Here is a 23,270-nt window from a genome sequence, read left to right as displayed (position 1 = left end):
GCAACACGGTTCAGGAGCGCCGCGAAGCAGCAGGCAGGCCTCACTCTAAGGGGAAAAAACCCACTATGACCCAGGTCGGACAGGACACGCTCGGGACCCGCAGCACCATGACAGTCGGCGGCAAGGACGTCGCCTACTACTCCCTGAAGAAGGCCTCCGAGAAGATCGGCGACGTCAGCCGCCTGCCGTTCTCGATGAAGGTCCTCCTCGAGAACCTCCTCCGCTTCGAAGACGGCGGGTTCACCGTTTCCACCTACGACATCAAGGCAATCGTCGACTGGCAGCAGGACCCCAAGACCGGCGCGGAAATCCAGTACCGCCCCGCGCGCGTGCTGCTGCAGGACTTCACGGGCGTTCCCTGCGTGGTCGACCTGGCCGCCATGCGCGACGCCATCGCCAAGCTCGGCGGCGACACCAGCAAGATCAACCCGCTGGTCCCCGTCAACCTCGTGATCGACCACTCGGTCATGGTCGACGAGTTCGGCCACCCCAAGGCGGCCGAGCAGAACGTCGAGATCGAGTACCAGCGCAACATGGAGCGCTACGACTTCCTCAAGTGGGGTTCCAAGTCGCTCGACAACTTCTACGCCGTCCCCCCGGGCACCGGCATCTGCCACCAGGTCAACCTCGAGAACATCGCCAAGACCGTGTGGTCGAGCGACGACCAGAACGGTGAGCTGGTCGCCTATCCCGACACCTGCGTCGGCACCGACAGCCACACCACCATGGTCAACGGCCTGGGCGTGCTCGGCTGGGGCGTGGGCGGCATCGAGGCGGAAGCCGCGATGCTCGGCCAGCCCGTGTCGATGCTCATCCCCGAAGTCGTCGGCTTCAAGCTGGTCGGCGAACTCCAGGAAGGCGTCACCGCCACCGACCTCGTGCTCACCTGCACCTCGATGCTGCGCAAGCACGGCGTCGTCGGTCGCTTCGTCGAGTACTTCGGCCCCGGCCTCGCCTCGCTGTCGCTGGCCGACCGCGCGACGCTCGCCAACATGGCGCCCGAGTACGGCGCGACCTGCGGCTTCTTCGGCATCGACGACAAGACCATCGACTACCTGCGCCTGACTGGCCGCGAGGAGGAGCAGATCGCCCTCGTCGAGGCTTACGCCAAGGAGCAGGGCTTCTGGATCGAACCCGGCGCCGCCGACCCGATCTTCACCAGCACCCTCGAGCTGGACATGGCCACCGTCGTGCCCTCGCTCGCCGGTCCGAAGCGCCCGCAGGACTGGGTCGCCCTCCCCGAGGTCGACGACGTCTTCAACGCCGACATGGCCGCGACCTACAAGAAGACCCCCGCCCGCGTTCCTGTGGACGGCAAGGACTTCGACATCGGTGACGGCGACGTCATGATCGCGGCGATCACCAGCTGCACCAACACCTCGAACCCGGGCGTGCTGGTCGCCGCCGGCCTCGTCGCCAAGAAGGCCGACGAGCTGGGTCTGAGGCCCAAGCCCTGGGTCAAGACCTCGCTCGCCCCCGGATCGCAGGTCGTCACCGACTACCTGAACCGCGCCGGCCTGCAGGTCCACCTCGACAACATCGGCTTCAACCTCGTCGGTTATGGCTGCACCACCTGCATCGGCAACTCGGGCCCGCTCGCCGAGCCGATCAGCAAGGCGATCAACGAAAACGGCCTCGTCGCCGCGGCGGTGATCTCGGGCAACCGCAACTTCGAGGGCCGCGTCTCGCCCGACGTGCGCGCCAACTTCCTCGCCTCGCCGCCGCTGGTCGTCGCCTACGCGCTCAAGGGCACCGTGGTGGAGGACTTCACCACCACCCCGATCGGCAAGAGCACGGCCGGCGTCGATGTCTATCTCAAGGACATCTGGCCGACCAACCTCGAAGTCGCCGAGACCATGGCAGGCTGCATGGACCGCGCCATGTTCCAGGCCCGCTACGCCGACGTCTACAAGGGCGACGAGCACTGGCAGGCGATCAACGTCGTCGGTTCGGACACCTACTCGTGGCGCGCCGGATCGACCTACGTCGCCAACCCGCCGTACTTCGAGGGCCTGACGATGACCCCGGCTCCGGTCTCCGACATCATCGAGGCCAAGCCGCTGCTCATCCTCGGCGATTCGATCACCACCGACCACATTTCGCCGGCCGGCTCGATCAAGGCCGACAGCCCGGCGGGCAAGTGGCTGATGGAGCATCAGGTCGCCAAAGCGGACTTCAACTCCTACGGCGCGCGTCGTGGCCACCACGACGTGATGATGCGCGGCACCTTCGCCAACATCCGCATCCGCAACGAGATGGTCCCCGGCATCGAGGGCGGCATGAGCCGCTACGGCACCGAGCCCATGCCCGTCTACGACGCGGCCATGAAGCACAAGGCCGAAGGCACGCCCCTGATCGTCATCGGCGGCAAGGAATACGGCACCGGCTCCTCGCGTGACTGGGCCGCCAAGGGCACCAACCTGCTGGGCGTGCGCGTCGTCATCGTCGAGAGCTTCGAGCGCATCCACCGCTCGAACCTGGTCGGCATGGGCGTGCTGCCGCTGCAGTTCAAGGACGGCGAGAGCCGCCACAGCCTCGCGCTGAACGGCGACTGCACCTTCACCATCAAGGGTGTCGCCAGCCTCAAGCCGCAGCAGGACGTCGAAGTCGAAGTGACGCGCGCCGACGGCACGCAGTTCACCTTCACCGCGCTGTGCCGCATCGATACCGCCAACGAAGTCGAGTACTTCATGAACGGCGGCATCCTGCAGTACGTGCTGCGCAAGTTGGCGGCCTGATAAGCCGCTGGCGCTTCAAGCGTCAGACAGACCCCGTCCGGTGCAAGCCGGGCGGGGTTTTTCTATGGGAGAAGCGTGGTCGGACTGCAGGTATCGGGGCCGGGATCGGGGCGCGGCAGCCGGGTCCGCATGCCCTCGGCGCCAACGAAAAAGGGCGGTGCCCCGCACCGCCCCTTCCACATCATCCACTGCGAGCGGCGCCCGCCGTAGTTCTCGCCTCAGGCCGCCCTGGCGCGCGCGCGGCGGCGTCGGGCCGTGATCGCGGCGGCGGCGGCGCCGAACAGGATCAGCATAGGCGGGGCCGGCACGTCGGTGCCGCCCGACGAGGTCGAGGTCGAACCGCCCGAACTGGTCGAAGTGGAACTCGACGTCGAGCTGGAGGTGGACGACGAGGTCGAGCTGCTCGTCGAGGTCGACGACGAGGTGCTGCTCGACGAACTGGTGCTGGTCGAGACGTTCCCCGAGGTGGTCGAGACGTTGCCCGACGTCGTCGAGGTCGACGACACGTTACCCGAGGTGCTCGAGATATTGCCCGAACTGGTCGTGGTCGACGAGACGTTGCCCGAAGTGCTGGTGGAGGACACGTTACCGGACGTCGTCGAGCTCGAGACATTGCCCGAGGTCGACGACGTGGACGACACGTTACCGGAGGTGGAGGTGGACACGTTGCCCGAGGTCGAGGTCGAAAGGTTCCCCGAAGTCGAGGTCGACACGTTGCCCGAACTGGTCGAGGTCACGCCGCCGGTGGTCGTGGTCGTCGAGGTGATCTCGCCGTTCGAGGTCGATCCCCCCGTGGTCGAGGTGATGACGATGTTGCCACCGCCGCCTCCACCGCCGCCACCGCCGAAGAAGCCGCCGAAGAACCCGCCGCCGAAGCCGCCCACCGGGCCGCCGCCGATCACCACAGGCGCGGCGCCGCCACCGCCGCCATAGGGCGCGGGAGCGGGCGGAATGTACGGCGGGGGCAGCGGCACCATCGCCATCTGCGGCTGGTCGCAGCAGGTCCGCTTGATGATCTTGCGCACGCGCCGGGTGGTGCGCGGCTCGTCCTTGCGCACCACGCGCGCGGCGGGGCGCTTGGAGGGCTGCGCCGTCTTGGCCATCTTGAGCTTGCGGTACTCGGTGGTTTGCTTCTGCGTCTCCGCCACGTGGACGGCGCCGCCACCGATGATCGCACAGCCGGCCGCGCAGGCAGACAGTTTCGCAAGGGCCATCCGAACGGACATGATGTTTGCTCTCTTTTGTTTCCCGTGAGGTTGCCGGCAACGCCATCAAGCGGACACCTGCGACCCATCTGCCAGAAACAACGCAGAGACCGGTTAACGCGACAACGGCGTTAACCGCAATTCCAGCGTCCCAAGCCGGGAAAACTGGTTAATTTATCGTTCTAACTGACAGGGTGTACCGAAACGGGACTGTCGCGCCCCGGCGGTGTAAACTGGACCGACGGTTTTGCGGCCTAATTCAACGGCCTGGCGCTCAGCCTTCCGAATCGAAAAGCCCGCTCTGCGGGGCCTGCGGCGGGGTCATGCCAAGGTGCCGCCAGGCCCGGTCGTTGAGGCAGCGCCCCCGCGCGGTGCGCGCCACGAGGCCGAGCTGGATGAGGTAGGGCTCGATCACTTCCTCGATCGTGTCGCGCGGCTCGGACAGGCCCGCCGCCAGCGTTTCCACGCCCACCGGGCCGCCCTTGTAGATATCCGCGATCATCCTGAGGTAGCGCCGATCCTGCGCATCCAGGCCGATCGCGTCGACCTCCAGCCGGTTGAGCGCATCGTCTGCGATGGCGCGGGTGACGACCTCGGAGCCGGCGACATGGGCGAAATCGCGCACGCGCCGCATCAGCCGCCCCGCCACGCGCGGAGTGCCGCGCGCGCGCCGGGCGATCTCGGTCGCCCCGCCGTGGTCCATGCCGATGCCGAGCAGCCCGGCGCCGCGGGTCACGACCTTGATCAGCTCGTCAACGCTGTAGAACTGGAGCCGCACGGGGATGCCGAAACGGTCGCGCAGCGGCGTCTGGAGCAGGCCTGCGCGGGTGGTGGCGCCGACCAGCGTGAAGGGCGGCAGGTCGATCCGCACCGAGCGCGCCGACGGCCCCTCACCGATCATGAGGTCGAGCGCGCGGTCCTCCATCGCCGGGTAGAGCACTTCCTCGACCACGGGATTGAGGCGGTGGATCTCGTCGATGAACAGCACGTCGCCATGCTCGAGATTGGTGAGCAGGGCCGCGAGGTCGCCCGCCTTGGCGATCACCGGGCCCGAGGTGGCGCGGAAGCCCACGCCGAGTTCGCGCGCGACGATCTGCGCCAGCGTCGTCTTGCCGAGGCCCGGAGGCCCGAAGAACAGTACATGGTCCATCGCCTCGCGCCGCGACTTGGCGCTTTCGATGAACACCGAGAGATTGTCCTTCGCCGCCGCCTGTCCGACGAACTCCGCCAGGGTCTTGGGCCGGAGCGCGGCATCGGCGTCCTCCGGCTGGCGCGCGGGGGTGAGGATGGGGTTGTCGGTCATCTGTTATCCCGCAGCCCGCTTGAGCGCGACGCGCACGAGGTCGTTGAGCCCCGCGTCCTCGCCCAGTTCCTCGACCGCCCTGCTGACGGCCATGGCAGCGACGGGGGGCTTGAAGCCGAGGTTCTGCAAGGCCGAGACCGCATCCGCGCTGGCCGAGCCCGGGGGCGCCGTCACGATCGCTCCGGGCAGGCCCGGCGCCACCGGCAGCGCGCCGGCCTTGTCCTTGAGTTCGTTGACGATGCGGCTGGCGAGCTTGGGGCCGACGCCGTTCGCGCGCGCCACCATCGCGGCGTCGCCGCCGGCGCAGGCGCGCTGGAGTTCGTCGGTGGTCAGCGCCGAGAGGATCGCCAGCGCCACTTTGGAGCCCACCCCCTGCACCGCAGTAAGCAGCCGGAACCAGGCCAGCTCCGCCCCGCTGGTGAAGCCGATCAGGCGCTGGTCGGTTTCGGAAACCTGCATCTCGGTATGCACGACAACGCGGTCGCCCCGGATGCCGAGATGGTCGAGCGTGCGCGCCGAGCAGTGGACCAGATAGCCCACCCCGTTCACGTCGATGATCGCCCAGTCCGGGCCGGTATCGTCGAGCAATCCTGTCAGCTTGGCGATCATGGTTTGTTCCTATGGCAGGAAGCGATTCGCCGCGCCAGCCCCTTTGGAGGGGGAATGGAACGACCTACCGGTGGCTGCCCATCATGTTCGCATGAGTGATCGCCACCGCCAGCGCATCCGAAGCGTCCTCACCCGCCAGCTTCACGCCGGGGAGCAGCACCTTCAGCATCGCCTGGATCTGCTTCTTGTCGGCGCCGCCGGTGCCGACCAGCGCCTTCTTGATCACCTTGGTCGAGTACTCCGCCACCGGCATCCCGGTGCGTGCGAGGCTGAGCATGGCGACGCCGCGCGCCTGGCCGAGCTTGAGCGTCGACTGCGGATTCACGTTGACGAACACCTCCTCGACCGCGCCGCTATCGGGTCGGTGGAGGAGGATGACGTCGGTGAGCCCAGCGTCGAGTTCGACCAGCCGCTCGGCCATGCCGGCCTTTGCATCGGTGCGGATCTGGCCGTTGGCGACGTGGCTGAGGCGGCTGCCGCTCTTGGCGACGATCCCCCAGCCGGTGCAGGTCAGGCCGGGGTCGATGCCGATGATGATCATGCGGGGCGCTTAGCCCAGCGTCTCCATCACGTCGTCGGAAATCTCGTAATTGCCCCAGACGGTCTGGACGTCGTCGTCCTCCTCGAGGGTGTCGACCAGCTTCATCAGCGTGCCGACGGTATCGGCGTCGACGTCGACGGCGAGGTTGGGCTTCCACGCGAGCTTCACGCCTTCGGCCTCGCCGAGCGTCTTTTCGAGTTCGCGCGCGACTTCGTGCAGCGAATCGACCGAGACCCAGATCTGGTGGCCGCCGGGGTTCTCGTCGCCGTCGCCCATGTCGCTCTGCACGTCCTCGGCGCCCGCCTCGATCGCAGCTTCGAGGACCTTGTCCTCGTCACCCACGCTGGCGGGGTACTCGATCAGACCAAGGCGCTCGAAGCCGTGGCTGACCGCGCCCGAAGCACCGAGGTTGCCGCCGTTCTTGGCAAACGCGGTGCGCACGTTGGTGGCGGTGCGGTTGCGGTTGTCGGTCAGGGCCTCGACGATGATGGCGATGCCGCTGGGGCCGTAGCCCTCGTAGCGCACTTCCTCGTAGTTCTCGCCGTCGCCCTTGGTCGCCTTGTCGATGGCGCGCTGGATGTTGTCCTTGGGCATCGACTGCGCCTTGGCGGCGTTGACGGCGGCGCGCAGACGCGGGTTCATGTCCGGGTCGGGCATGCCCATCTTCGCCGCGACGGTGATTTCGCGGCTGAGCTTGCTGAACTGCGCCGAGCGCTTCTTGTCCTGCGCACCCTTGCGATGCATGATGTTCTTGAATTTGGAATGGCCTGCCATGGGTCCGCTCGTTTGCTGTCCGCGATCAGAGGCGCGGGTCTCGATGAATGAAGTGGCGCGGGCCTTACAACAGGGCGGGCCCCAAGGGCAACCGCCGCTAGAGCAGCCGCTGCCACCAGCCTCCGTCGCGCCAGCCGGGCAGGACCACCGGGACGGCAAGGAAATCGCAAGGGAAAGGCGGCTAGCAGGCAGTATGGCCACACAGATCCACACTCCTGCCGTCACCGGCGCCCGCCCCATCCTGCGCGAACTGGCTGCATTCCTGAAGCGGCCGACGGTGCTGCATCCCTGGGGTCTGCATCGACGCCAGACCTGGGCTCCGCTGGGCGTGTTGGTCGCCCTGCACGTTGGCGGCCTGTTCCTGATCATCATGCCGCTGATCGCGTTCTGGCAGCACCGGTTCGCGCTGCCGCTGCCCGATGCCTTTGGCAAGCTGCCGGGCGGGTGGCTGCTGCCGATTACGGTGATCGTCGCGCCGGTGCTGGAGGAGACGATCTTTCGCGGCTGGCAGACCGGTCGGCCGCGGGCGTTGTGGCTGTTGGCCTGCTTCGCGCTGTTCAGCGTACTGGTGATGGCGGCGAGGGCGGTGGCGCCGCTCGTCCTGCCGGGGCTGCTGCTGACCCTTGCGGCGGCCGCTGCCGGGGGCTGGTGGTGGTTGCGCCGACGCGAGGCGCCGCGCCTCTACCGCACGCTCTATCCGGCGCTGTTCTGGATCGTGGCGCTGCTGTTCGCCGCGGTCCACCTCATGAACTATCCGACAACTTCGGTGCTGTCGCTGCCGATGGTCCTGCCGCAGCTGTGGGCAGCCGCGCTGCTGGGTTTCACCCGCCAGCGGATCGGCCTGGCCGCCGCTATTCTCCAGCACGCCGCCGCCAATGCGGCAAGCATGGCGCTGGCGACGGCTGGATAAGATTGTCCAGCCAGTAAATTTTCGCCGACACGCCGTTTCTGAAAATATTTAATCGCATCCGGTACAATTTTTTGTTGCGACATCCGATCATTTCGTCATCGTGCAAGATGACTTGTGAGCGGGGGTTCAGCATGTCTTTTTCCAGAATAGCGATTGTCTCAATTTTTTTCTGTGTCGGACTATCCGGATGCGGAACAATGGGGCGAATGGCCAGGGTCAATCCGACGACGGTAACCACGCCACAATTGCGGCAAAACGGATGCGCTTTGACGGCAGACCATGTCAACGACGCCAAAATGTCGATCGATCTGTCCTGCTTTCGATTTCCGGAGGCGCGCCAATCGCTGGATTCGGAATCACCACCGCCGGTGTTTGCAGGGAATACCGCCTATGCGCTTGCGGTCGCAGCCCCGAATCCGGAAGACAGGCTATATTACCGCAACCGACTGCAAGAAATCCTCGTCAATCACGCGAACAGCATATGCCAAGAAGAAAAGGGGAGAATTTACGCGAACAAAGCTGCATCGAACGCGCTATTCGATATCGTCAGTTCAGGATTGAGCATCACCAGCAGCATCGTGGGTGGCGAACTAGCCAAGTCGATCCTATCGGGAGGTGCGGCATTCGCGACATCCACTCGCAGCAACATTGATGCATCCATATACCAAAGCCAGATCGTCCCGGCCATCACAAAAGTCATGGACACGGAACGCAAGCGGATTATCGACGCCCTGAATGCTAAAAAAAATCAACCGGTCTCGCTATTTACTGCCGACGAGATGGTCCGCACCGTGAACGACTACCATCAGGCGTGCTCCTTCGAACGGGGAATTCAGCTCTTGCTTGACGCAGCGATCAGCAAGCAAGGTGCCGAGACAGCCATCCGTAGTGCCAATGTGAGCCAAATGATCGGCGTGCTGACAGAGCAGATCAAGCTTGCGACTGATCGGGGCGACAAAGCCGCCGTTGCGGCCCTGCAGCCGACTTTAAACGAGATAATCTTGCAGCAGAGCGTGGAAGCGCAAACTTCTACCACGCCGATCTCGGCCGTCCCGCCCCAGACGCAGTAGTGCTCCGAGGCGGGAAAGCTGAAAGTTCGACTTAGTCGATGCCCAGCGCCGACTTGTAGGTGTCGAGCAGCATGTCCATCTCGCGGCGATCGTCGGGCTTCATCTTACGGATGCGGACGATCTGGCGCATGATCTTGACGTCGTAACCGACCGCCTTGGCCTCGTTGTAGACATCGCGGATGTCGTCCGAGATGCCCTTCTTTTCCTCTTCGAGGCGCTCGACGCGCTCGATCAGCAGGCGCAGGCGATCGTCGGTGGTTTCGGCCATGGGAATAGGTGCTCCGGTGATAATCGTGAATCGGTTGGCCGGGCTGATAGCGAGCCGCGAGGATTCGGGCAAAGCACCGCCCTGTGGAAAATCGCGCGGCGTGATTGCGCTATCCCGTCGTCCTCGCGCAGGCAGGGCCACGGGAGATCAATGCCCCGGCGCGTTCTTCCTCACGCTCTCCTCCATGCGCGCCAGTTGTTCAGGCGTCGCCTCGGACTGGAACTTGTCCTTCCACTCGCCGAACGGCATGCCGTGGATGACGGCGCGGGCATCGGCCTTGTCGCCCTCAAAGCCGGCGTCGCGGATCCAGTCGGCCAGGCAGTTGCGGCAGAAGCCGGCGAGGCCCATCAGCTCGATGTTCTCGGCGTCGCTGCGGTGCTGGAGATGGCGCACCAGGCGGCGGAAAGCGGCGGCGGCGACCCTGTCGTCCAGCGCGTCAATACGGTCACTATCGTTCATATTCTGCCAATCGTCCTTGGTTTGTAATGCTGCCTTTGCCATATGACGCACCGTTCCTGAAAGAGCCCCCCTTCCTGAAAGAGGCACAGCAACTTGGCCAGCATCCCTCCCTCCGCGACCGTCCCCTACCGCCGCTCGCCGCATCACCGCGGCATCAAGCGCCAGCGCAAGGTGAAGATCCTGGCGACGCTCGGCCCCGCCAGCCGCGACAGGGAGATGATCGCCAGGCTGCTCAAGGCCGGCGCCGACGCCTTCCGCGTCAACATGAGCCACGGCGACCACGACACCCACCGCGAAACCATCGCCAACATCCGCGCGGTGGAACGCGACCTCGAGCGCCCGATCGCCATCCTGTGCGACCTCCAGGGCCCCAAGCTGCGCGTCGGCACCTTCGAGGGCGGCAAGGCCTTCATCCGCCACAGCGCCCACTTCACGCTCGACCGCGATCCCACGCCGGGCAACGACGAGCGCGTCTGCCTGCCGCATCCCGAGCTGTTCGGCATCCTCCAGAAGGGCCAGCGCCTGCTGATCGACGACGGCAAGCTGCGCCTCGTCGTCATCCGCGCCGAACCCGACGCGATCCTGTGCAGCGCCGAAGTCGGCGGGCCGATCTCGGACCGCAAGGGCGTCAACATCCCCGATGCGCTCGTGCCGATCCCGGCGCTGACCGAGAAGGACCGCCGCGATCTCGCCTTCGCGGTCGAGATGGGCGCCGACTGGATCGGCCTCTCCTTCGTCCAGCGCCCCGAGGACGTCGCCGAAGCACGCCGCCTGACCGGCGGCCACGGCGCGATCATGGCCAAGATCGAGAAGCCGGCCGCGGTAGAAAGCCTCGACGAGATCATCGAGCTGTCCGACGGCATCATGGTCGCGCGCGGCGATCTCGGCGTCGAACTGCTGCCCGAGGAAGTGCCGCCGATCCAGAAGCACATCGTCGAGAAGACCCGCGCCCAGGGCAAGCCGGTGGTGGTCGCGACGCAGATGCTCGAATCGATGATCACCAGCCCCTCGCCCACCCGCGCCGAGGTGTCCGACGTCGCCAACGCGGTCTACGACGGCGCCGACGCGGTGATGCTCTCGGCCGAGACGGCGGCGGGCCAGTGGCCGGTCGAGGCGGTGACGATCATGGACCGCATCGCCATCAAGGTCGAAAGCGACCCGACCTACCGCCAGCGCATCCACATCGCCCAGACCCCGCCCGACGCGACCTCGGCAGACGCGCTCTCCGAATCCTGCGCCCAGATCGCCGACACCCTGACGATCGAGGGCATCGTCGTCTTCACCGGCTCGGGCATCTCGGCCCGCCGCGTGGCGCGCGAGCGGCCTGCCGCGCCGATGCTGGTGCTGACCCCGCTGCAGAAGACCGCGCGCCGCCTCGCGCTGCTGTGGGGCACGCACTGCGTCATCACGCGGGATATCGGCAGCTTCGAGGAGATGATCGCCAAGGGCAAGCGTATGGCGCTGCGCCATGGTTTCGGCGCCGCCGGCTCGCGGCTGGTGACGCTGGCAGGCGTACCGTTCGGCGTGCCGGGCTCGACCAACCTGCTGCACATCGTGACCCTGACCGGCAACGAACTCGATACCCCCAAGTAAGGGAACCAAAGTGGCGCTTCATACCCTCTGGATCTTCGCGATCGCGGTCTTCCTGCTGAGCGGGACGCCGGGGCCCAACATGCTGCACGTCCTGTCGCGCAGCGTGGAGCTGGGGATGAAGCGCACTCTCGCCGCCATGGTGGGCTGCCTGCTGGGCCTCGTGACCCTGCTGGCGGCCTCCGCGCTGGGGCTCGGCGCGCTGCTCCATGCGCTGCCCGGCACATTCACCGCGCTGCGCATCGTGGGCGCGGCCTACCTGCTCTACCTGGCGGTCAAGGCCTGGCGCGCGCCCGTCGGCGAGGACGACGGCGAGACCCCCGCGGTGCGCAAGAAAGTGAGCGCACTGGCGCTGCTGCGCGGCGGCTATGCCATCGCGATCAGCAACCCCAAGGCGATCGTCTTCGCCGCCGCCTTCCTGCCGCAGTTCATCGACCCGGCGCGCCCGCAGCCCCCCCAGTTCGCGATCCTCGTCGGCGTCTTCGCGGTGATCGAGGCATTCTGGTACGGCGTCTACGCGGTAAGCGGCCGCGCCCTCTCCCGCCACCTCCAGCGTAGCGACGTGAAGCGCCTGTTCAACCGGCTGACGGGGGGGCTTTTCGCCGGCTTCGGCCTGTCCCTGCTGGCGTTCCGCGCGGCCTGACGCGCAGCGGCCGAGGCTTCAGCCGCGCGCCCCGAACAGCGCGCTGCCGACGCGGACGTGCGTCGCGCCGAGCAGCACGGCGGTCTCGAAGTCCTCGCTCATGCCCATGCTGAGCTGGTCGAGGCCATTGTCGGCGGCGATCTTGGCAAGCAGCGCGAAGAACGGCGCCGCCTCGATCCCGGCGGGCGGCACACACATCAAGCCGACGACGGAGATCCCCGCCTCACGCGCCGAGGCGAGCAGCGCGGGGACGTCCGCGATCGGACAGCCACCCTTCTGCTCCTCCTCGCCGATGTCGACCTGGATGAAGCAGGGCACCTTCCGCCCCGCCTTCTCCATCGCCTTGCCGAGCGCGGCGACGAGCGAGGGTCGGTCGAGCGAGTGGATACAGTCGAACAGCGCGACGGCATCCTCGGCCTTGTTCGACTGGAGCTGGCCGACCAGGTGCAGCTCAACGCCGGCGTAAGCCTCGCGCAGCGCCGGCCACTTGGCCTGCGCCTCCTGCACCCGGTTCTCGCCGAACACGCGCTGCCCGGCGGCGAGCAGCGGTTCAATGGCTGCCGCATCTTGGGTCTTGGAAATGGCGACGAGTTCGACCGCCTCGGGCTTGCGTCCGGCGATGCGCGCAGACTGGGCGATGCGGGCGCGGATGTCTTCTAGCTGATCCATGGCGCGCTGCTATAGCGTCCCCGTGACAATCCGCCAGCCGTCGATTCCCCTGCTCTGGCTCGTGAGCGATGCCCGCAACGACGCGGTGCTGGAGGCCACGCTGGCGCGCCTGCCGCGCGGCTCCGGGCTGGTGTTCCGGCACTACCACCTGCCGCCGGATGAGCGCCGGGCGCGGTTCGAGGCGTTGGCCCGCGTGGCGCGCCGGTTCGGGCATATGGTGGTCATGTCGGGCGATGCGCGGGCCGCGCGGCGATGGGGTGCGGACGGAGCCTACGGGACGCCGGAGCGGCTGGCCCGGGGACCGCGCACGGTGCGGCTGGTCACCGTCCACAGCTTGCGCGAACTGGCCAAGGCTTACCGGGCGAGGGCGGATGCGGTCCTGCTGTCGCCGGTCTTCCCGACCACCTCGCATCCCGGCGGCAACGTGCTGGGGCCCGTGCGCTGGCGGCTCATTGCGGCCCGCTCGCGGATGCCGGTGATAGCGCTCGGCGGCGTGACGGCGGAGCGGGCGCGGCTCCACGGCATGCGGCGATGGGCGGCGATCGACGGGTTGGCCCTCCCCAATGCCCGGTCATTCCCGCGAAGGGGGGAAAGGAGCAAAGGGCTCCCACAGCCGCGTTCCCGATCCATTCTTGACGCGGACTCCTCGCCCGCCGCATAATCGGGGCCGAACCCTGGGGAAATTTTGAAATGGCTACTCGGCCCATCGCGCCCGGTCGGCGAATCGCCAAGCCGGACTGGCGCGCCATCCTGAAGCGCTCGCTGCGCCGCGCCAGCGAGCTGTCGGGCGCGGTCGCGCTGTTTGCCGGCATGGCGTTCCTGGCGCTGTCGCTGGTGAGCTATCACCAGACCGACCCGTCGACCTCCACCGCCGCGGGCGGCATGGTGCAGAACTGGATGGGTCCTGTCGGCGCCTGGGTGGCCGACAGCGTGCTGGTGCTATTCGGCCCGGTCGCGGCGCTGCTTGTCCCCCTGCTCTACGTATTCGGCCGCAAGCTGTGGCTGCTGGTCGAAGAGGACGACAGCGAGATCGAACATTCCGACCAGCGCTGGTGGCGCCCGGTGGGTGTGCTGGCGGCAGCGATGCTGCTGATCGCGACCGTGCTCTCGCTGTGGTTCACCCAGCCGGGCGGATCGCTGCCCGCCTCGATGGGCGGGATCACCGGGCTGCTGGGCGCCAAGGCGGTCACCGTGCTCGCCGAACTCTCGCCGCCCATCGTGCAGAACTGGATCAAGCTCGCCCTCGCGCTGGTGTGCCTGGGCTCGGGCGTGCTGCTGGCGGGCCGCGTCTTCGCGCTCGACTGGGTGCGCCTGCTGACGCTGCCGGGCCGGATCGGCCACCTGCCGCGGGCCCTGCCCGCACCGGACGAAATCCCGTTCAAGGCCGGCAAGGAGAAGCCGGCCCCCAAGCCAGAGGCCGCGCCGCGCGTGGCCGAAAGCCCCGCCGCCGCCGCCGACAAGTCCCGCAAGGCGCCCGAGATCGCCGAACCCCGGGCATCGGCCACGCCCGCGCAGATTGGCTTCGGCAACCGCCAGAAGGACATGTTCGACAAGTATACGCTGCCCGGGCTCGAGCTGCTCGAGGACCCGCAGCCCAATTCGCAGCCCAAGATCGACAAGCTCAGCCTGGAACGCAACGCGCGCCTGCTGGAAACGGTGCTCGACGACTTCAACGTCAAGGGCGAGATCACCGCCGTGCGCACCGGCCCAGTCGTCACCATGTACGAGCTGGAGCCCGCCCCCGGCATCAAAGCCAGCCGCGTGATCGGGCTGGCCGACGACATCGCCCGCAACATGTCGGCGATCTCGGCGCGCGTATCCTCGATCCCCGGCCGCACCGTCATGGGTATCGAATTGCCCAACGCCGACCGCCAGATGGTCTCGTTCAAGGAGATGGTCGCCTCCGAGGCGTTCATGAGCCACAAGGGCATGCTGCCGATCATCCTGGGCAAGGACATCGCGGGCGAGCCCGTGGTCGCCGACCTTGCGACGATGCCTCACCTGCTGGTTGCGGGTACGACAGGATCGGGTAAGTCGGTCGGCCTCAACGCCATCCTGCTCTCGCTGCTCTACCGGCTCACCCCGGCGCAGTGCCGGCTGATCCTGGTCGATCCCAAGGTGCTCGAACTCAAGAGCTACGACGACATCCCGCACCTGCTCTCGCCCGTCGTCACCGAGCCGCCCAAGGCCATCCGCGCGCTCAAGTGGGCGGTAGAGGAAATGGAGCGGCGCTACCGGATGATGAGCGAGATCTCCGTGCGCAACCTCGCCAGCTTCAACGAGAAGGTCCGCACCGCCGCCGCCAAGGGCAAGCCGCTCGGCCGCCGCATCCAGATCGGCTTCGATCCGGACACCGGCGAGGAACTCTATGAGGACCGCCAGCTCGACTATGAGGCACTGCCGCAGATCGTCCTCATCGTCGACGAGCTGGCCGACCTCATGGTCACCGTCGGCAAGGAGATCGAAGTCCTGATCCAGCGCCTCTCGCAGAAGAGCCGCGCGGCGGGCATCCACCTCATCATGGCGACGCAGCGCCCCTCGGTCGACGTCATCACCGGCGTCATCAAGGCCAACCTGCCGACCCGCGTATCCTTCGCCGTCACCAGCCGCATCGACAGCCGCACGATCCTGGGCGAACAGGGCGCCGAGCAGCTGCTGGGCAAGGGCGACATGCTCTACAAGCCCAGCTCGGACCCGATCAAGCGCGTCCACGGCCCCTTCGTCTCGGACGAGGAAGTCGAACTCGTCGCCACCCACTGGCGCGGCCAGGGCAAGCCCGACTACGTCGACGCCGTCACCGAGGAGCCCGAGGAAGGCAGCTTCGGCTTCGACGACCTCGACGCCACCGCCTCGGACGCGCCCGACGAGCGCAAGTACCGCCAGGTCTGCCACCTCGTGTTCGAGAACCAGAAGGTCTCGGTCTCGTGGCTGCAGCGCCAGATGGGCGTGGGTTACAACACTGCCGCCAAGTGGGTGGAACGCATGGAAAACGACGGCTTTGTCGGCCCGGCCAACCACGTCGGCCGCCGCGACATCTACCGCGACGAGAACGGCAACCCGCTGTGAAGCCGGGCTTTATGGGCGGGGCGGCCCTGGCTCTCTGCGCCCTCGCCGCCGCCCCGGCAGCCGCGCAGACGCTCGCCACCACGGCGGGGAGCTGGGTCAAAATCTTTACGCTCGACGTGGAGCGGACGCTCGGTCGCAGCGTGCGGATCGACACCGCCAGCGTTGGCGCCGGGGGGCTCGGCCGGACCTTCCGGCAGGCCGAGGTCATGAACCGCGCCAGCCGCGCCTATCCGCGCGGTACCACCCGCTTCGCGCAGCGCAGCGTGGATTGCACCGGCGGGCGCGTGGTGACGGCGCAGTGGCAGGTGATCGGCCCGACCGGCGCCGCGCTGGCCGCTTCGACGGGCACAAGCGCGGTCACGCGCGTCCAGTGGGACAGCGAGGACGGCAGGGCCCTGCGCTATGTCTGCACCGGGGTCTTGCCGAGGTAGTTGCTTATTTTTCGTGATCCCCTCGTTCGTGATCCCTCGTTCTCGTCATTCGCTTGTCTCGTCATCCCCGCGAAGGCGGGGACCCATCTGATGAGGCTGCCACACGAAGGGGCGCCCGCTGGGTTCCCGCCTTCGCGGGAATGACGAAATAGGTGGGTAGGAGGTTGGCCGGCGAGGCAACTTGCTCGGACGCCACCCGGACCTAAGGTAGGCCTTGGCCCCGCGCCCACCTCGCTCTAAGAAATGGGCTCTCTCCCGATCGAAAGGCTCTCATGGAAGAACATGCACAGGATTTCCTGCTGCGGGACGGGTTCCTGCTGCTGGGCACCGCGCTCATCTTCGTGCTGCTGTTCCGGCGGCTCGGGCTGGGTGCCACGCTGGGCTTCCTGCTCTCGGGCGCGATCCTGGGGCCTTATGCGCTGGGGCTGATCGGCGATCCCGAGAGCAAGATGGGCATCGCCGAGCTGGGTATCACCCTGCTGCTGTTCATCGTCGGCCTGGAACTCGCGCCACCGCGCCTGTGGCGGATGCGGCACGAGATCTTCGGGCTCGGGCTGCTGCAGGTGGCGCTGTGCGGAGTGGCGGTGACGGGGATCATCTATGTCTTCACCGGCTTCAGCATCGAGGCCTCGCTGGCGCTGGGGCTCCCGCTCGGCCTGTCCTCGACCGCGCAGGTCCTGCCAATGCTGCAGAGCGCCGGGCGCCTCCACACTCCCTTCGGCGAGCGCTCCTTCGCGATCCTGCTCTTCCAGGACCTCTCGATCATCCCGCTCATCACGATCATTGCGGCGATGAACCGCAATCCGGCGCTGCCCGAGGGACCGCCGGGCTGGATCCTCGCGCTGGAGACCGCCGCCGCGATCGCCGGGCTGATCCTCGCGGGCCGCTTCGCGATTCGCCCGCTGTTCCGCCTGATCGGCAACCTGGGCGAGCGCGAGATGTTCGTGTTCGCCGCGCTGTTCACGGTGATCGCCTCGGCCGCGCTGATGCAGGCGCTCGGCCTCTCGACCGCGCTGGGCGCCTTCATCGCCGGCGTCATGCTGGCCGACAGCCCCTACCGCCACGAACTGGAGGCCGACGTCGAGCCGTTCCGCTCGATCCTGCTTGGCCTGTTCTTCATGTCGGTGGGCATGCTGCTCGACCTTTCGGCCATCGCCGAGCGGCCGCTGTTCGTGGTCTCAATGGCACTCGCGCTTATCACCGTGAAGGCCACGATCATCTTCCTGCTCGGCCTCGCCTTCCGCATGGAGTGGCGCAGCGCGCTCGCGCTGGGCCTGCTGTTGAGCCAGGGCGGTGAGTTCGCCTTCGTGCTCTTCGCGCAGGCCAGCGAATCGATGCTGGTCGATGCCGGCGCGACCAGCCTGTTCAGCGCCATCGTCACCCTCTCGATGGTCACCACGCCGTTCCTGATGATGGCCACGCGCCGCATCCGCGAGCGGCCCGCCAGCACCGAGAGTCGCGAGGAACCGCAGGACGACGGCGCCAACGCCCTCGTCGTCGGCTACGGCCGCTTCGGGCAGACGGTGGCGCAGATGCTGATCGCCGCCGACATCGAGGTGACGCTGATCGACACCGACATCGAGATGATCGACGTCGCCGGCGGGTTCGGCGCCAAAGTCTACTTCGGCGACGGCACCCGCATCGACCTGCTGCGCCAGGCCGGCGCGGGGGAGGCCGAGCTGATCGTGTTCTGCATCGACGGCGACCAGCTGACCGAGGCCTTCCTCCACGCCGTCCACGACGCCTTCCCGCGCGCCGATATCCACGCCCGCGTATTCGACCGCCGCGCACTGCTGCGGCTCAAGGATTCGCCGGTCAAGTCGATCACCCGCGAGGTCCGCGAATCGGCGGTGCTGCTGGCGCGCAATGCGCTCGGCGGCCTCGGCGTCTCGCGCGAGGAGATCGCCAAGGCCGAGGACACCTACCGCCTGCGCGACAAGGAGCGGCTCTCGGCCCAATACGAATCCGGCGACCTGCGCACCGCGCGCGACCGCATCATCACCCAGCGCACCCGCGAGCCGCGCGAGGGCGGAGCGATGTGAGGCGCTCCGTCGTCACCGAGAGAGCGGGGACGACGGAGGATTACGCCCCGCCCACGAACGGTGCCGCCACTTCCGGCGGGACTCGCATCAGGCGGCGGGTGGCAATGTCGATCATCGCCCAGGTCGTACGGGCCGAAACGATGACCTTTCCGGCGGCGTTGCGGAAGTCGACCCTGCGATCGAACTTCGCCCCGCTCGGGCCTTCGGGGATGAAGGTCTCGCCGGTCACGCTCTCGCCCTCGCGGATGTTGCCGCGGTAATCGATTTCGTGGCGGGTCACGAGCCAGGCGTATTTTGCCTGGTGTTCCTCCGGGGCGACGGCGGCCCAGTGCGCGCCCGCCATCGCCTCCATCCACTGCACCCAGACCGCGTTGTTAACGTGGCCCATGATGTCGATGTCATGGGCCTGTGCCGTGAAGGTCAGGGTGAAGCGGCCTTCGCTCATCGGGCGCTCACCCCTCGACGCCGAGCTGCCACAGGATGAAGGCGAATTCCTCCGCCGTTTCCTTCAGGCTTTCGAAGCGGCCCGACTTGCCGCCGTGGCCGGCGCCCATGTTGGTCTTGAGGACCAGTTCGTTGTCGTCGGTCTTGAGCTCGCGGAGCTTTGCGACCCACTTGGCGGGCTCCCAGTAGGTCACGCGCGGGTCGTTGAGGCCGGCGGTGACCATCAGCGGCGGATAGGCCTGTGCCTTGACCTGGTCGTATGGGCTGTAGCTCAGGATGAGATCGAAGGCGGCCTTGTCCTCGATCGGATTGCCCCATTCCGGCCACTCGCCCGGCGTCAGCGGCAGCGTTTCGTCGAGCATGGTGTGGAGCACGTCGACGAAGGGAACGTGCGCAACCACCGCGCCGAACAGGTGGGGATCGGAGTTGATGACCGCGCCCATCAACTCGCCGCCGGCCGAGCCGCCCGAGATGCTGATCTTGCCTTCCGAGGTGAAGCCGCGCTCCACCAAGCCCTTCGCGACGTCGACGAAGTCGTTGAAGGTGTTGTTGCGGCGCTCCAGCTTGCCGGCCTTGTACCAAGCGCGGCCCATGTCGTCGCCGCCGCGGATATGCGCGATGGCATAGGCGAAACCGCGGTCGACGAGGCTGAGGCGCGAGGTAGAGAAGCCGGGGTCGATGCTGATGCCGTAGGCGCCGTAGCCGTAGAGGTGCAGCGGCCCTGCGGCATCGAACTTTTCGGCCCTGTCCCGGCGGTACAGGATCGAGACGGGGATCGCGGTCCCGTCGCGGGCGATGATCTCCAGGCGCTCGGTGGCGTAGAGCGAGGCGTCGTAGCCCGAGGGGATTTCCTGGACCTTGAGCGTCTCGAGCGTGCGCGCGGCGACATCGTAGTCGAGCACCGAGGACGGCGCGACCATCGACTCGTAGCTGAGCCGCAGGGTCGTCATGTGCCATTCGGGGTTGTTCGAAAGCCCCGCCGAATAGCTCGCCTCGGGGAAGGTTATCGCCTCCACGCGGGCCGGATCGTCATAGTAACGCACCTGGATCTGGTCGAGCCCTGCGAGGCGGCCCTCGATGACGTAGAAGTCCCGGAACAGGTCTGCGCCCAGCAGGTAGAACGCGTCCGAACCCTCGATCAGCGTGGTCCACTCGCCCGGATTGTCCAGCGAGGCGGTGGCGAGGCGGAAGTTCTCGTGGGTGTCGTTGGTATGGATGTAGAGCACGCCTTCGCGCTCATCGACGTCGTATTCGACGCCCTTGGCACGCGCCTTCACGAGGATTTGCGGCCCCAGCGGATCGTCGGCGGAGACCATGCGGCATTCGCTGGTCTCGTGGTCGCTCGTGCCGATCAGCAGCCACTTCTCGTTCGCCGACAGCGAGGAGCCGACGCGGAAGCCCTCGTCGTCCTCGTGGTAGAGTTCGACGTCGTTTTCCAGCGGCTGGCCCAGCCAGTGCAGGCGGGCATTGTCGGTGCGCCACTGCTCGTTGGCGAGCGAGTAGACGAGGCCGGTGTCGTTCGCGACCCAGATCAGGCCCGAGAGGGTGCCGGGGATTTCGTCGGCCAGCAGTTCGCCGGTTTCCAGGTTCTTGACCCGCGCAGTAAAGCGCTCGGAACCGTTATCGTCGATCGCATAGGCGAGCAGCTTGCCGTTGGCGCTCGTCGAGATCGCGCCGAGGCGGAAGTATTCCTTGCCCTCGGCCAACGCGACTTCATCGAGGATGAGTTCATCGGGGCCGCCTGCGACGGGGCGGCGCCACCACTTCTTGTATTCGGCGCCTTCATCGAAATCGATCCAGTAAAGCCAGTCGCCGTCCTTCTGCGGAACCGAGGCGTCGGCTTCCTTGATGCGGCCGCGCATTTCGGTGAACAGCGCGTCGATCCGGCCCTTGTGCGGGGCCATGCGCGCCTCGAACCAGCCGTTCTCGGCCTGGAGGTGGGCGAGCACTTCCTTGTCGGTCACTTCGGGATAGCCGGCATCGCGCAGCCAGGCGTAGTCGTCGGTCACGGTCACGCCGTGGTGGGTGACGGAATGCGGCTTTTTTGCCGCCAGCGGGGGACCGATGAGGGTCTGGGTGGAATCTGCCATCGGTCCCATCTATGTTCGCTGCATGACACCCGCAAGCCGGATACCCCCTACATGCTGATGAATACCCACGAACCGCGCCTCGAAGCCCTCCGCAAGGAACTGAAGGCGCGGGGCCTCGACGGCTTCGTGATCCCGATCTCGGACGAGCATATGAGCGAGTACGTGGGCGGCTATGCCCAGCGCCTCGAATGGCTGACCGGCTTCGGCGGCTCGGCGGGGACGGCGGTGGTGCTGACCGACCCGGCGCTGGTACCTTCGGCCGCGATGTTCGTGGACGGGCGCTACACGCTGCAGGTGCGCGACCAGGTCGATGGACGTCTCTACGCCTACGAAAGCGTGCCGCAGACCAGCATTGCGGGCTGGCTCGGCAAGCACGCACCGACGGGCGGGAAGATCGGCTACGACGCCTGGCTGCACGGCTCGAAGTGGGCGCAGGGCGTGTCCAAAGCGCTCGGTGCCAAGGGCGGCACCCTCGTCGCGGTGGACGGCAACCCGGTCGATGCGGTGTGGGACGACCAGCCCGCTCCCTCGCCCGCGCCGGCCCTCGTCCACCCCGACGAGTTCACCGGCGAGACCAGCGAGGCCAAGCGCGGCGCCATTTCCGAATGGCTGGAGGCGCAGAATCTCGATGCCACGGTCATCACCGCGCTCGATTCGATCGCCTGGCTGCTCAACATCCGCGGCACCGACGTGGAGCGCACGCCGGTCGCGCTCTCCTACGTCATCGCGCGGGCGGACGGCACCGCCGACCTGTTCATCGCGCCCGAGAAGGTGACCGACGACCTGCGCCGCCACCTCGGCAACGCGGTCAGCATCAAGCCCCGCGACGGTTTCGTCGATGCGCTGCGGAGCCTCGCCGGCAAGCGCGTCGCCGTCGATCCCGAGCGGGCGGTGAGCGCGATCTTCGAGGAACTGCGCAAGGCCCATGCCACCGTGGTCGAGGAGCGTGATCCCACCGTGCTGCCCAAGGCGGTCAAGAACCCGGTCGAGCAGGCCGGCCACCGCGCCGCGCAGGCCCGCGACGGCGCGGCCGTCTCGCGCTTCCTGCACTGGCTCGCGGTCGAGGGCCCCAAGGGCGAGGTCACCGAGATCACCGCCGCCGACAAGCTGCAGGCCTGCCGGCAGGAAGCGGGCGACCTGCGCGACCTGTCGTTCGACACGATCTCGGGCGCTGGCCCCAACGGCGCGATCGTCCACTACCGCGTCTCGGAGGAGACCAACCGTACGCTCGAGCCCGGCTCGGTCTACCTCGTCGATTCGGGCGGGCAGTACCCCGACGGCACCACCGACATCACCCGTACCGTCTGGGTCGGTCCGGGTGAGCCGTGGCCAGAAGTGAAGGACCGCTTCACCCGTGTGCTCAAGGGCCACATCGCGCTCGCCCTCGCGGTCTTCCCACAGGGCACGGCGGGCAGCCAGCTCGACGTGCTGGCGCGCCATGCCCTGTGGCAGGTCGGGCTCGACTACGCGCACGGCACCGGCCACGGCGTCGGCAGCTTCCTCTCGGTCCACGAGGGACCGCAGCGCATCGCCAAGTCGGCCGGCGGCCAGGCCGGCACCGACCAGGCGCTGCTACCGGGCATGTTCCTCTCGAACGAGCCGGGCTACTACAAGACCGGCGAATACGGCATCCGCATCGAGAACCTCGTGCTGGTCGAGCCGCGCGCCATCGAGGGCGCGGAAGGCGAGTTCTACGGCTTCGAGACGCTCACCCACGTTCCGATCGAGCGGCGGTTGGTAGACCTCTCGTTGCTCGGCCCCACCGAACTGGCATGGTGGAATGGCTACCACGCCCGCGTGCTGGAAATCGTCGGCCCGCAGCTCGACGGCCCTGCCAAGGCCTGGCTCGAAGCGCAGTGTGCGCCCCTCTGACCGGGAGTTCCTGACATGACCACGCTGGGCCGCGACCTTCGGACCTTCCCGATCCACCTTGGTCTGGGCGCCCACGCCTCGGCCCAGCCCGCCTTCACCGGCATGGAATGGTACGAGGCCTATGCGGCGCGCACCGTGGCGGACGGCAGCGAAGGTCGCCTCGTCAGCCTGTTCGACTTCACCTCGGACTGGGATTCCTGGGAGATGCACCCTGCCGGCGACGAGGTGGTGGTGTGCATCTCCGGCGAAATGACGCTGATCCAGGAGCGCGCCGACGGCAGCCTCCATTCCGAGCCCCTTCGCGCCGGGGAGTACCTCATCAACCCCGCCGGCACCTGGCACACCGCCAACATCGCCGAGACCGCCACGGCTCTGTTCATCACCGCCGGCGAAGGCACCGAAGGCCGTCCGCGCTAGATCCGGATCACATCTCTGCACAACCATTCATCGGCTTTGCGCGTTCATGAACAGGTCGGTGCAGGTGTGACAATTGGCGACAATAAACGCCTCTCCCGGCATAAATGCGCGACAAGACAGTCATAGAAC

21 protein-coding genes are annotated in these 23,270 nt (G+C 67.2%); 11 read left to right on the top strand and 10 right to left on the bottom strand.

The window, feature by feature from the left end; translation table 11 throughout:
• Positions 1-65: 65 nt before the first annotated feature.
• Positions 66-2,738: an aconitate hydratase AcnA gene (acnA, locus tag AC07M9_RS01080; RefSeq protein WP_494880598.1), complete on the top strand. Its 2,673-nt coding sequence runs from the start codon at positions 66-68 to the stop codon at positions 2,736-2,738.
• A gap of 218 nt (positions 2,739-2,956) precedes the next feature.
• On the opposite strand, the gene AC07M9_RS01075 is transcribed toward acnA, so the two are convergent.
• From AC07M9_RS01075 to AC07M9_RS01055, 5 genes are all read right to left on the bottom strand, one after another.
• Positions 2,957-3,964, bottom strand: coding sequence for a PEP-CTERM sorting domain-containing protein (locus AC07M9_RS01075; protein WP_494880596.1), 1,008 nt, complete (start codon positions 3,962-3,964; stop codon positions 2,957-2,959).
• 253 nt (positions 3,965-4,217) lie between these two features.
• Positions 4,218-5,246 carry a Holliday junction branch migration DNA helicase RuvB gene (gene ruvB / locus AC07M9_RS01070; protein ID WP_494880594.1) on the bottom strand — a complete coding sequence of 343 codons (1,029 nt, stop codon included), beginning with the start codon at positions 5,244-5,246 and terminating at the stop codon, positions 4,218-4,220.
• Between the two features lie 3 nt (positions 5,247-5,249).
• The gene (gene ruvA / locus AC07M9_RS01065; protein WP_494880593.1) at positions 5,250-5,855 is read right to left on the bottom strand and encodes a Holliday junction branch migration protein RuvA; all 606 of its coding nucleotides are present in this window, start codon (positions 5,853-5,855) and stop codon (positions 5,250-5,252) included.
• Positions 5,856-5,919: 64 nt separating this feature from the next.
• Positions 5,920-6,396 (bottom strand): crossover junction endodeoxyribonuclease RuvC, encoded by a 477-nt coding sequence (ruvC, locus tag AC07M9_RS01060; protein ID WP_494880591.1) that lies wholly within the window; start codon positions 6,394-6,396, stop codon positions 5,920-5,922.
• Between the two features lie 9 nt (positions 6,397-6,405).
• Entirely contained in the window at positions 6,406-7,170 is a 765-nt protein-coding gene (locus AC07M9_RS01055) for a YebC/PmpR family DNA-binding transcriptional regulator (RefSeq protein WP_494880590.1), read from the bottom strand.
• A gap of 193 nt (positions 7,171-7,363) precedes the next feature.
• Between AC07M9_RS01055 and AC07M9_RS01050 the strand changes: the two genes are divergently transcribed.
• Both AC07M9_RS01050 and AC07M9_RS01045 read left to right on the top strand, forming a co-directional pair.
• The gene (locus AC07M9_RS01050) at positions 7,364-8,080 is read left to right on the top strand and encodes a CPBP family intramembrane glutamate endopeptidase (RefSeq protein WP_494880588.1); all 717 of its coding nucleotides are present in this window, start codon (positions 7,364-7,366) and stop codon (positions 8,078-8,080) included.
• Positions 8,081-8,286: 206 nt separating this feature from the next.
• Positions 8,287-9,150 carry a hypothetical protein gene (locus tag AC07M9_RS01045; protein ID WP_494880586.1) on the top strand — a complete coding sequence of 288 codons (864 nt, stop codon included), beginning with the start codon at positions 8,287-8,289 and terminating at the stop codon, positions 9,148-9,150.
• Positions 9,151-9,181: 31 nt separating this feature from the next.
• On the opposite strand, the gene AC07M9_RS01040 is transcribed toward AC07M9_RS01045, so the two are convergent.
• Both AC07M9_RS01040 and AC07M9_RS01035 read right to left on the bottom strand, forming a co-directional pair.
• Positions 9,182-9,418, bottom strand: coding sequence for a DUF2312 domain-containing protein (locus AC07M9_RS01040; RefSeq protein ID WP_007679276.1), 237 nt, complete (start codon positions 9,416-9,418; stop codon positions 9,182-9,184).
• A 147-nt stretch (positions 9,419-9,565) separates the two neighbouring features.
• The gene (locus AC07M9_RS01035; protein WP_494880584.1) at positions 9,566-9,877 is read right to left on the bottom strand and encodes a DUF1244 domain-containing protein; all 312 of its coding nucleotides are present in this window, start codon (positions 9,875-9,877) and stop codon (positions 9,566-9,568) included.
• A gap of 102 nt (positions 9,878-9,979) precedes the next feature.
• Here AC07M9_RS01035 and pyk point away from each other — a divergent pair, with 102 nt between their 5' ends.
• The gene (gene pyk, locus AC07M9_RS01030) at positions 9,980-11,470 is read left to right on the top strand and encodes a pyruvate kinase (protein WP_494883858.1); all 1,491 of its coding nucleotides are present in this window, start codon (positions 9,980-9,982) and stop codon (positions 11,468-11,470) included.
• Between the two features lie 10 nt (positions 11,471-11,480).
• On the top strand, positions 11,481-12,110 hold the full coding sequence (locus tag AC07M9_RS01025) for a LysE family translocator (protein ID WP_494880582.1): 630 nt from the start codon (positions 11,481-11,483) through the stop codon (positions 12,108-12,110).
• Between the two features lie 18 nt (positions 12,111-12,128).
• Here AC07M9_RS01025 and AC07M9_RS01020 read toward each other — a convergent pair whose 3' ends face one another.
• Positions 12,129-12,779, bottom strand: a complete 651-nt coding sequence (locus AC07M9_RS01020) for a YggS family pyridoxal phosphate-dependent enzyme (RefSeq protein WP_494880580.1) — start codon at positions 12,777-12,779, stop codon at positions 12,129-12,131.
• A gap of 22 nt (positions 12,780-12,801) precedes the next feature.
• Here AC07M9_RS01020 and AC07M9_RS01015 point away from each other — a divergent pair, with 22 nt between their 5' ends.
• The 4 genes from AC07M9_RS01015 (at position 12,802) to AC07M9_RS01000 (ending at position 18,318) form a co-directional block, all read left to right on the top strand.
• On the top strand, positions 12,802-13,440 hold the full coding sequence (locus tag AC07M9_RS01015) for a thiamine phosphate synthase (RefSeq protein WP_494880579.1): 639 nt from the start codon (positions 12,802-12,804) through the stop codon (positions 13,438-13,440).
• A gap of 29 nt (positions 13,441-13,469) precedes the next feature.
• Complete coding sequence (locus AC07M9_RS01010) at positions 13,470-15,845, top strand: DNA translocase FtsK (RefSeq protein ID WP_494880578.1); 2,376 nt, start codon at positions 13,470-13,472, stop codon at positions 15,843-15,845.
• Positions 15,842-16,276 (top strand): hypothetical protein, encoded by a 435-nt coding sequence (locus tag AC07M9_RS01005; RefSeq protein WP_494880576.1) that lies wholly within the window; start codon positions 15,842-15,844, stop codon positions 16,274-16,276. The genes AC07M9_RS01010 and AC07M9_RS01005 overlap by 4 nt, the downstream gene beginning before the upstream one ends.
• A 272-nt stretch (positions 16,277-16,548) precedes the next feature.
• Complete coding sequence (locus AC07M9_RS01000) at positions 16,549-18,318, top strand: cation:proton antiporter domain-containing protein (RefSeq protein WP_494880575.1); 1,770 nt, start codon at positions 16,549-16,551, stop codon at positions 18,316-18,318.
• 40 nt (positions 18,319-18,358) lie between these two features.
• Here the strand turns inward: AC07M9_RS01000 and AC07M9_RS00995 are convergent, their stop codons facing one another.
• Together AC07M9_RS00995 and AC07M9_RS00990 are read right to left on the bottom strand one after the other, a co-directional pair.
• Entirely contained in the window at positions 18,359-18,763 is a 405-nt protein-coding gene (locus AC07M9_RS00995; RefSeq protein ID WP_494880574.1) for an acyl-CoA thioesterase, read from the bottom strand.
• Between the two features lie 7 nt (positions 18,764-18,770).
• On the bottom strand, positions 18,771-20,852 hold the full coding sequence (locus AC07M9_RS00990) for a S9 family peptidase (RefSeq protein WP_494880573.1): 2,082 nt from the start codon (positions 20,850-20,852) through the stop codon (positions 18,771-18,773).
• A 51-nt stretch (positions 20,853-20,903) separates the two neighbouring features.
• Here AC07M9_RS00990 and AC07M9_RS00985 point away from each other — a divergent pair, with 51 nt between their 5' ends.
• Positions 20,904-22,724, top strand: a complete 1,821-nt coding sequence (locus AC07M9_RS00985; protein ID WP_494880571.1) for an aminopeptidase P family protein — start codon at positions 20,904-20,906, stop codon at positions 22,722-22,724.
• 15 nt (positions 22,725-22,739) lie between these two features.
• On the top strand, positions 22,740-23,141 hold the full coding sequence (locus AC07M9_RS00980) for a cupin domain-containing protein (protein WP_494880569.1): 402 nt from the start codon (positions 22,740-22,742) through the stop codon (positions 23,139-23,141).
• Positions 23,142-23,270 lie beyond the last annotated feature (129 nt).

Source organism: Novosphingobium sp. GW821-FHT09E05 (assembly GCF_059416165.1).
Note: the sequence above shows the minus strand (reverse complement) of the source record. Positions and strands in the feature narration are given on the sequence as shown.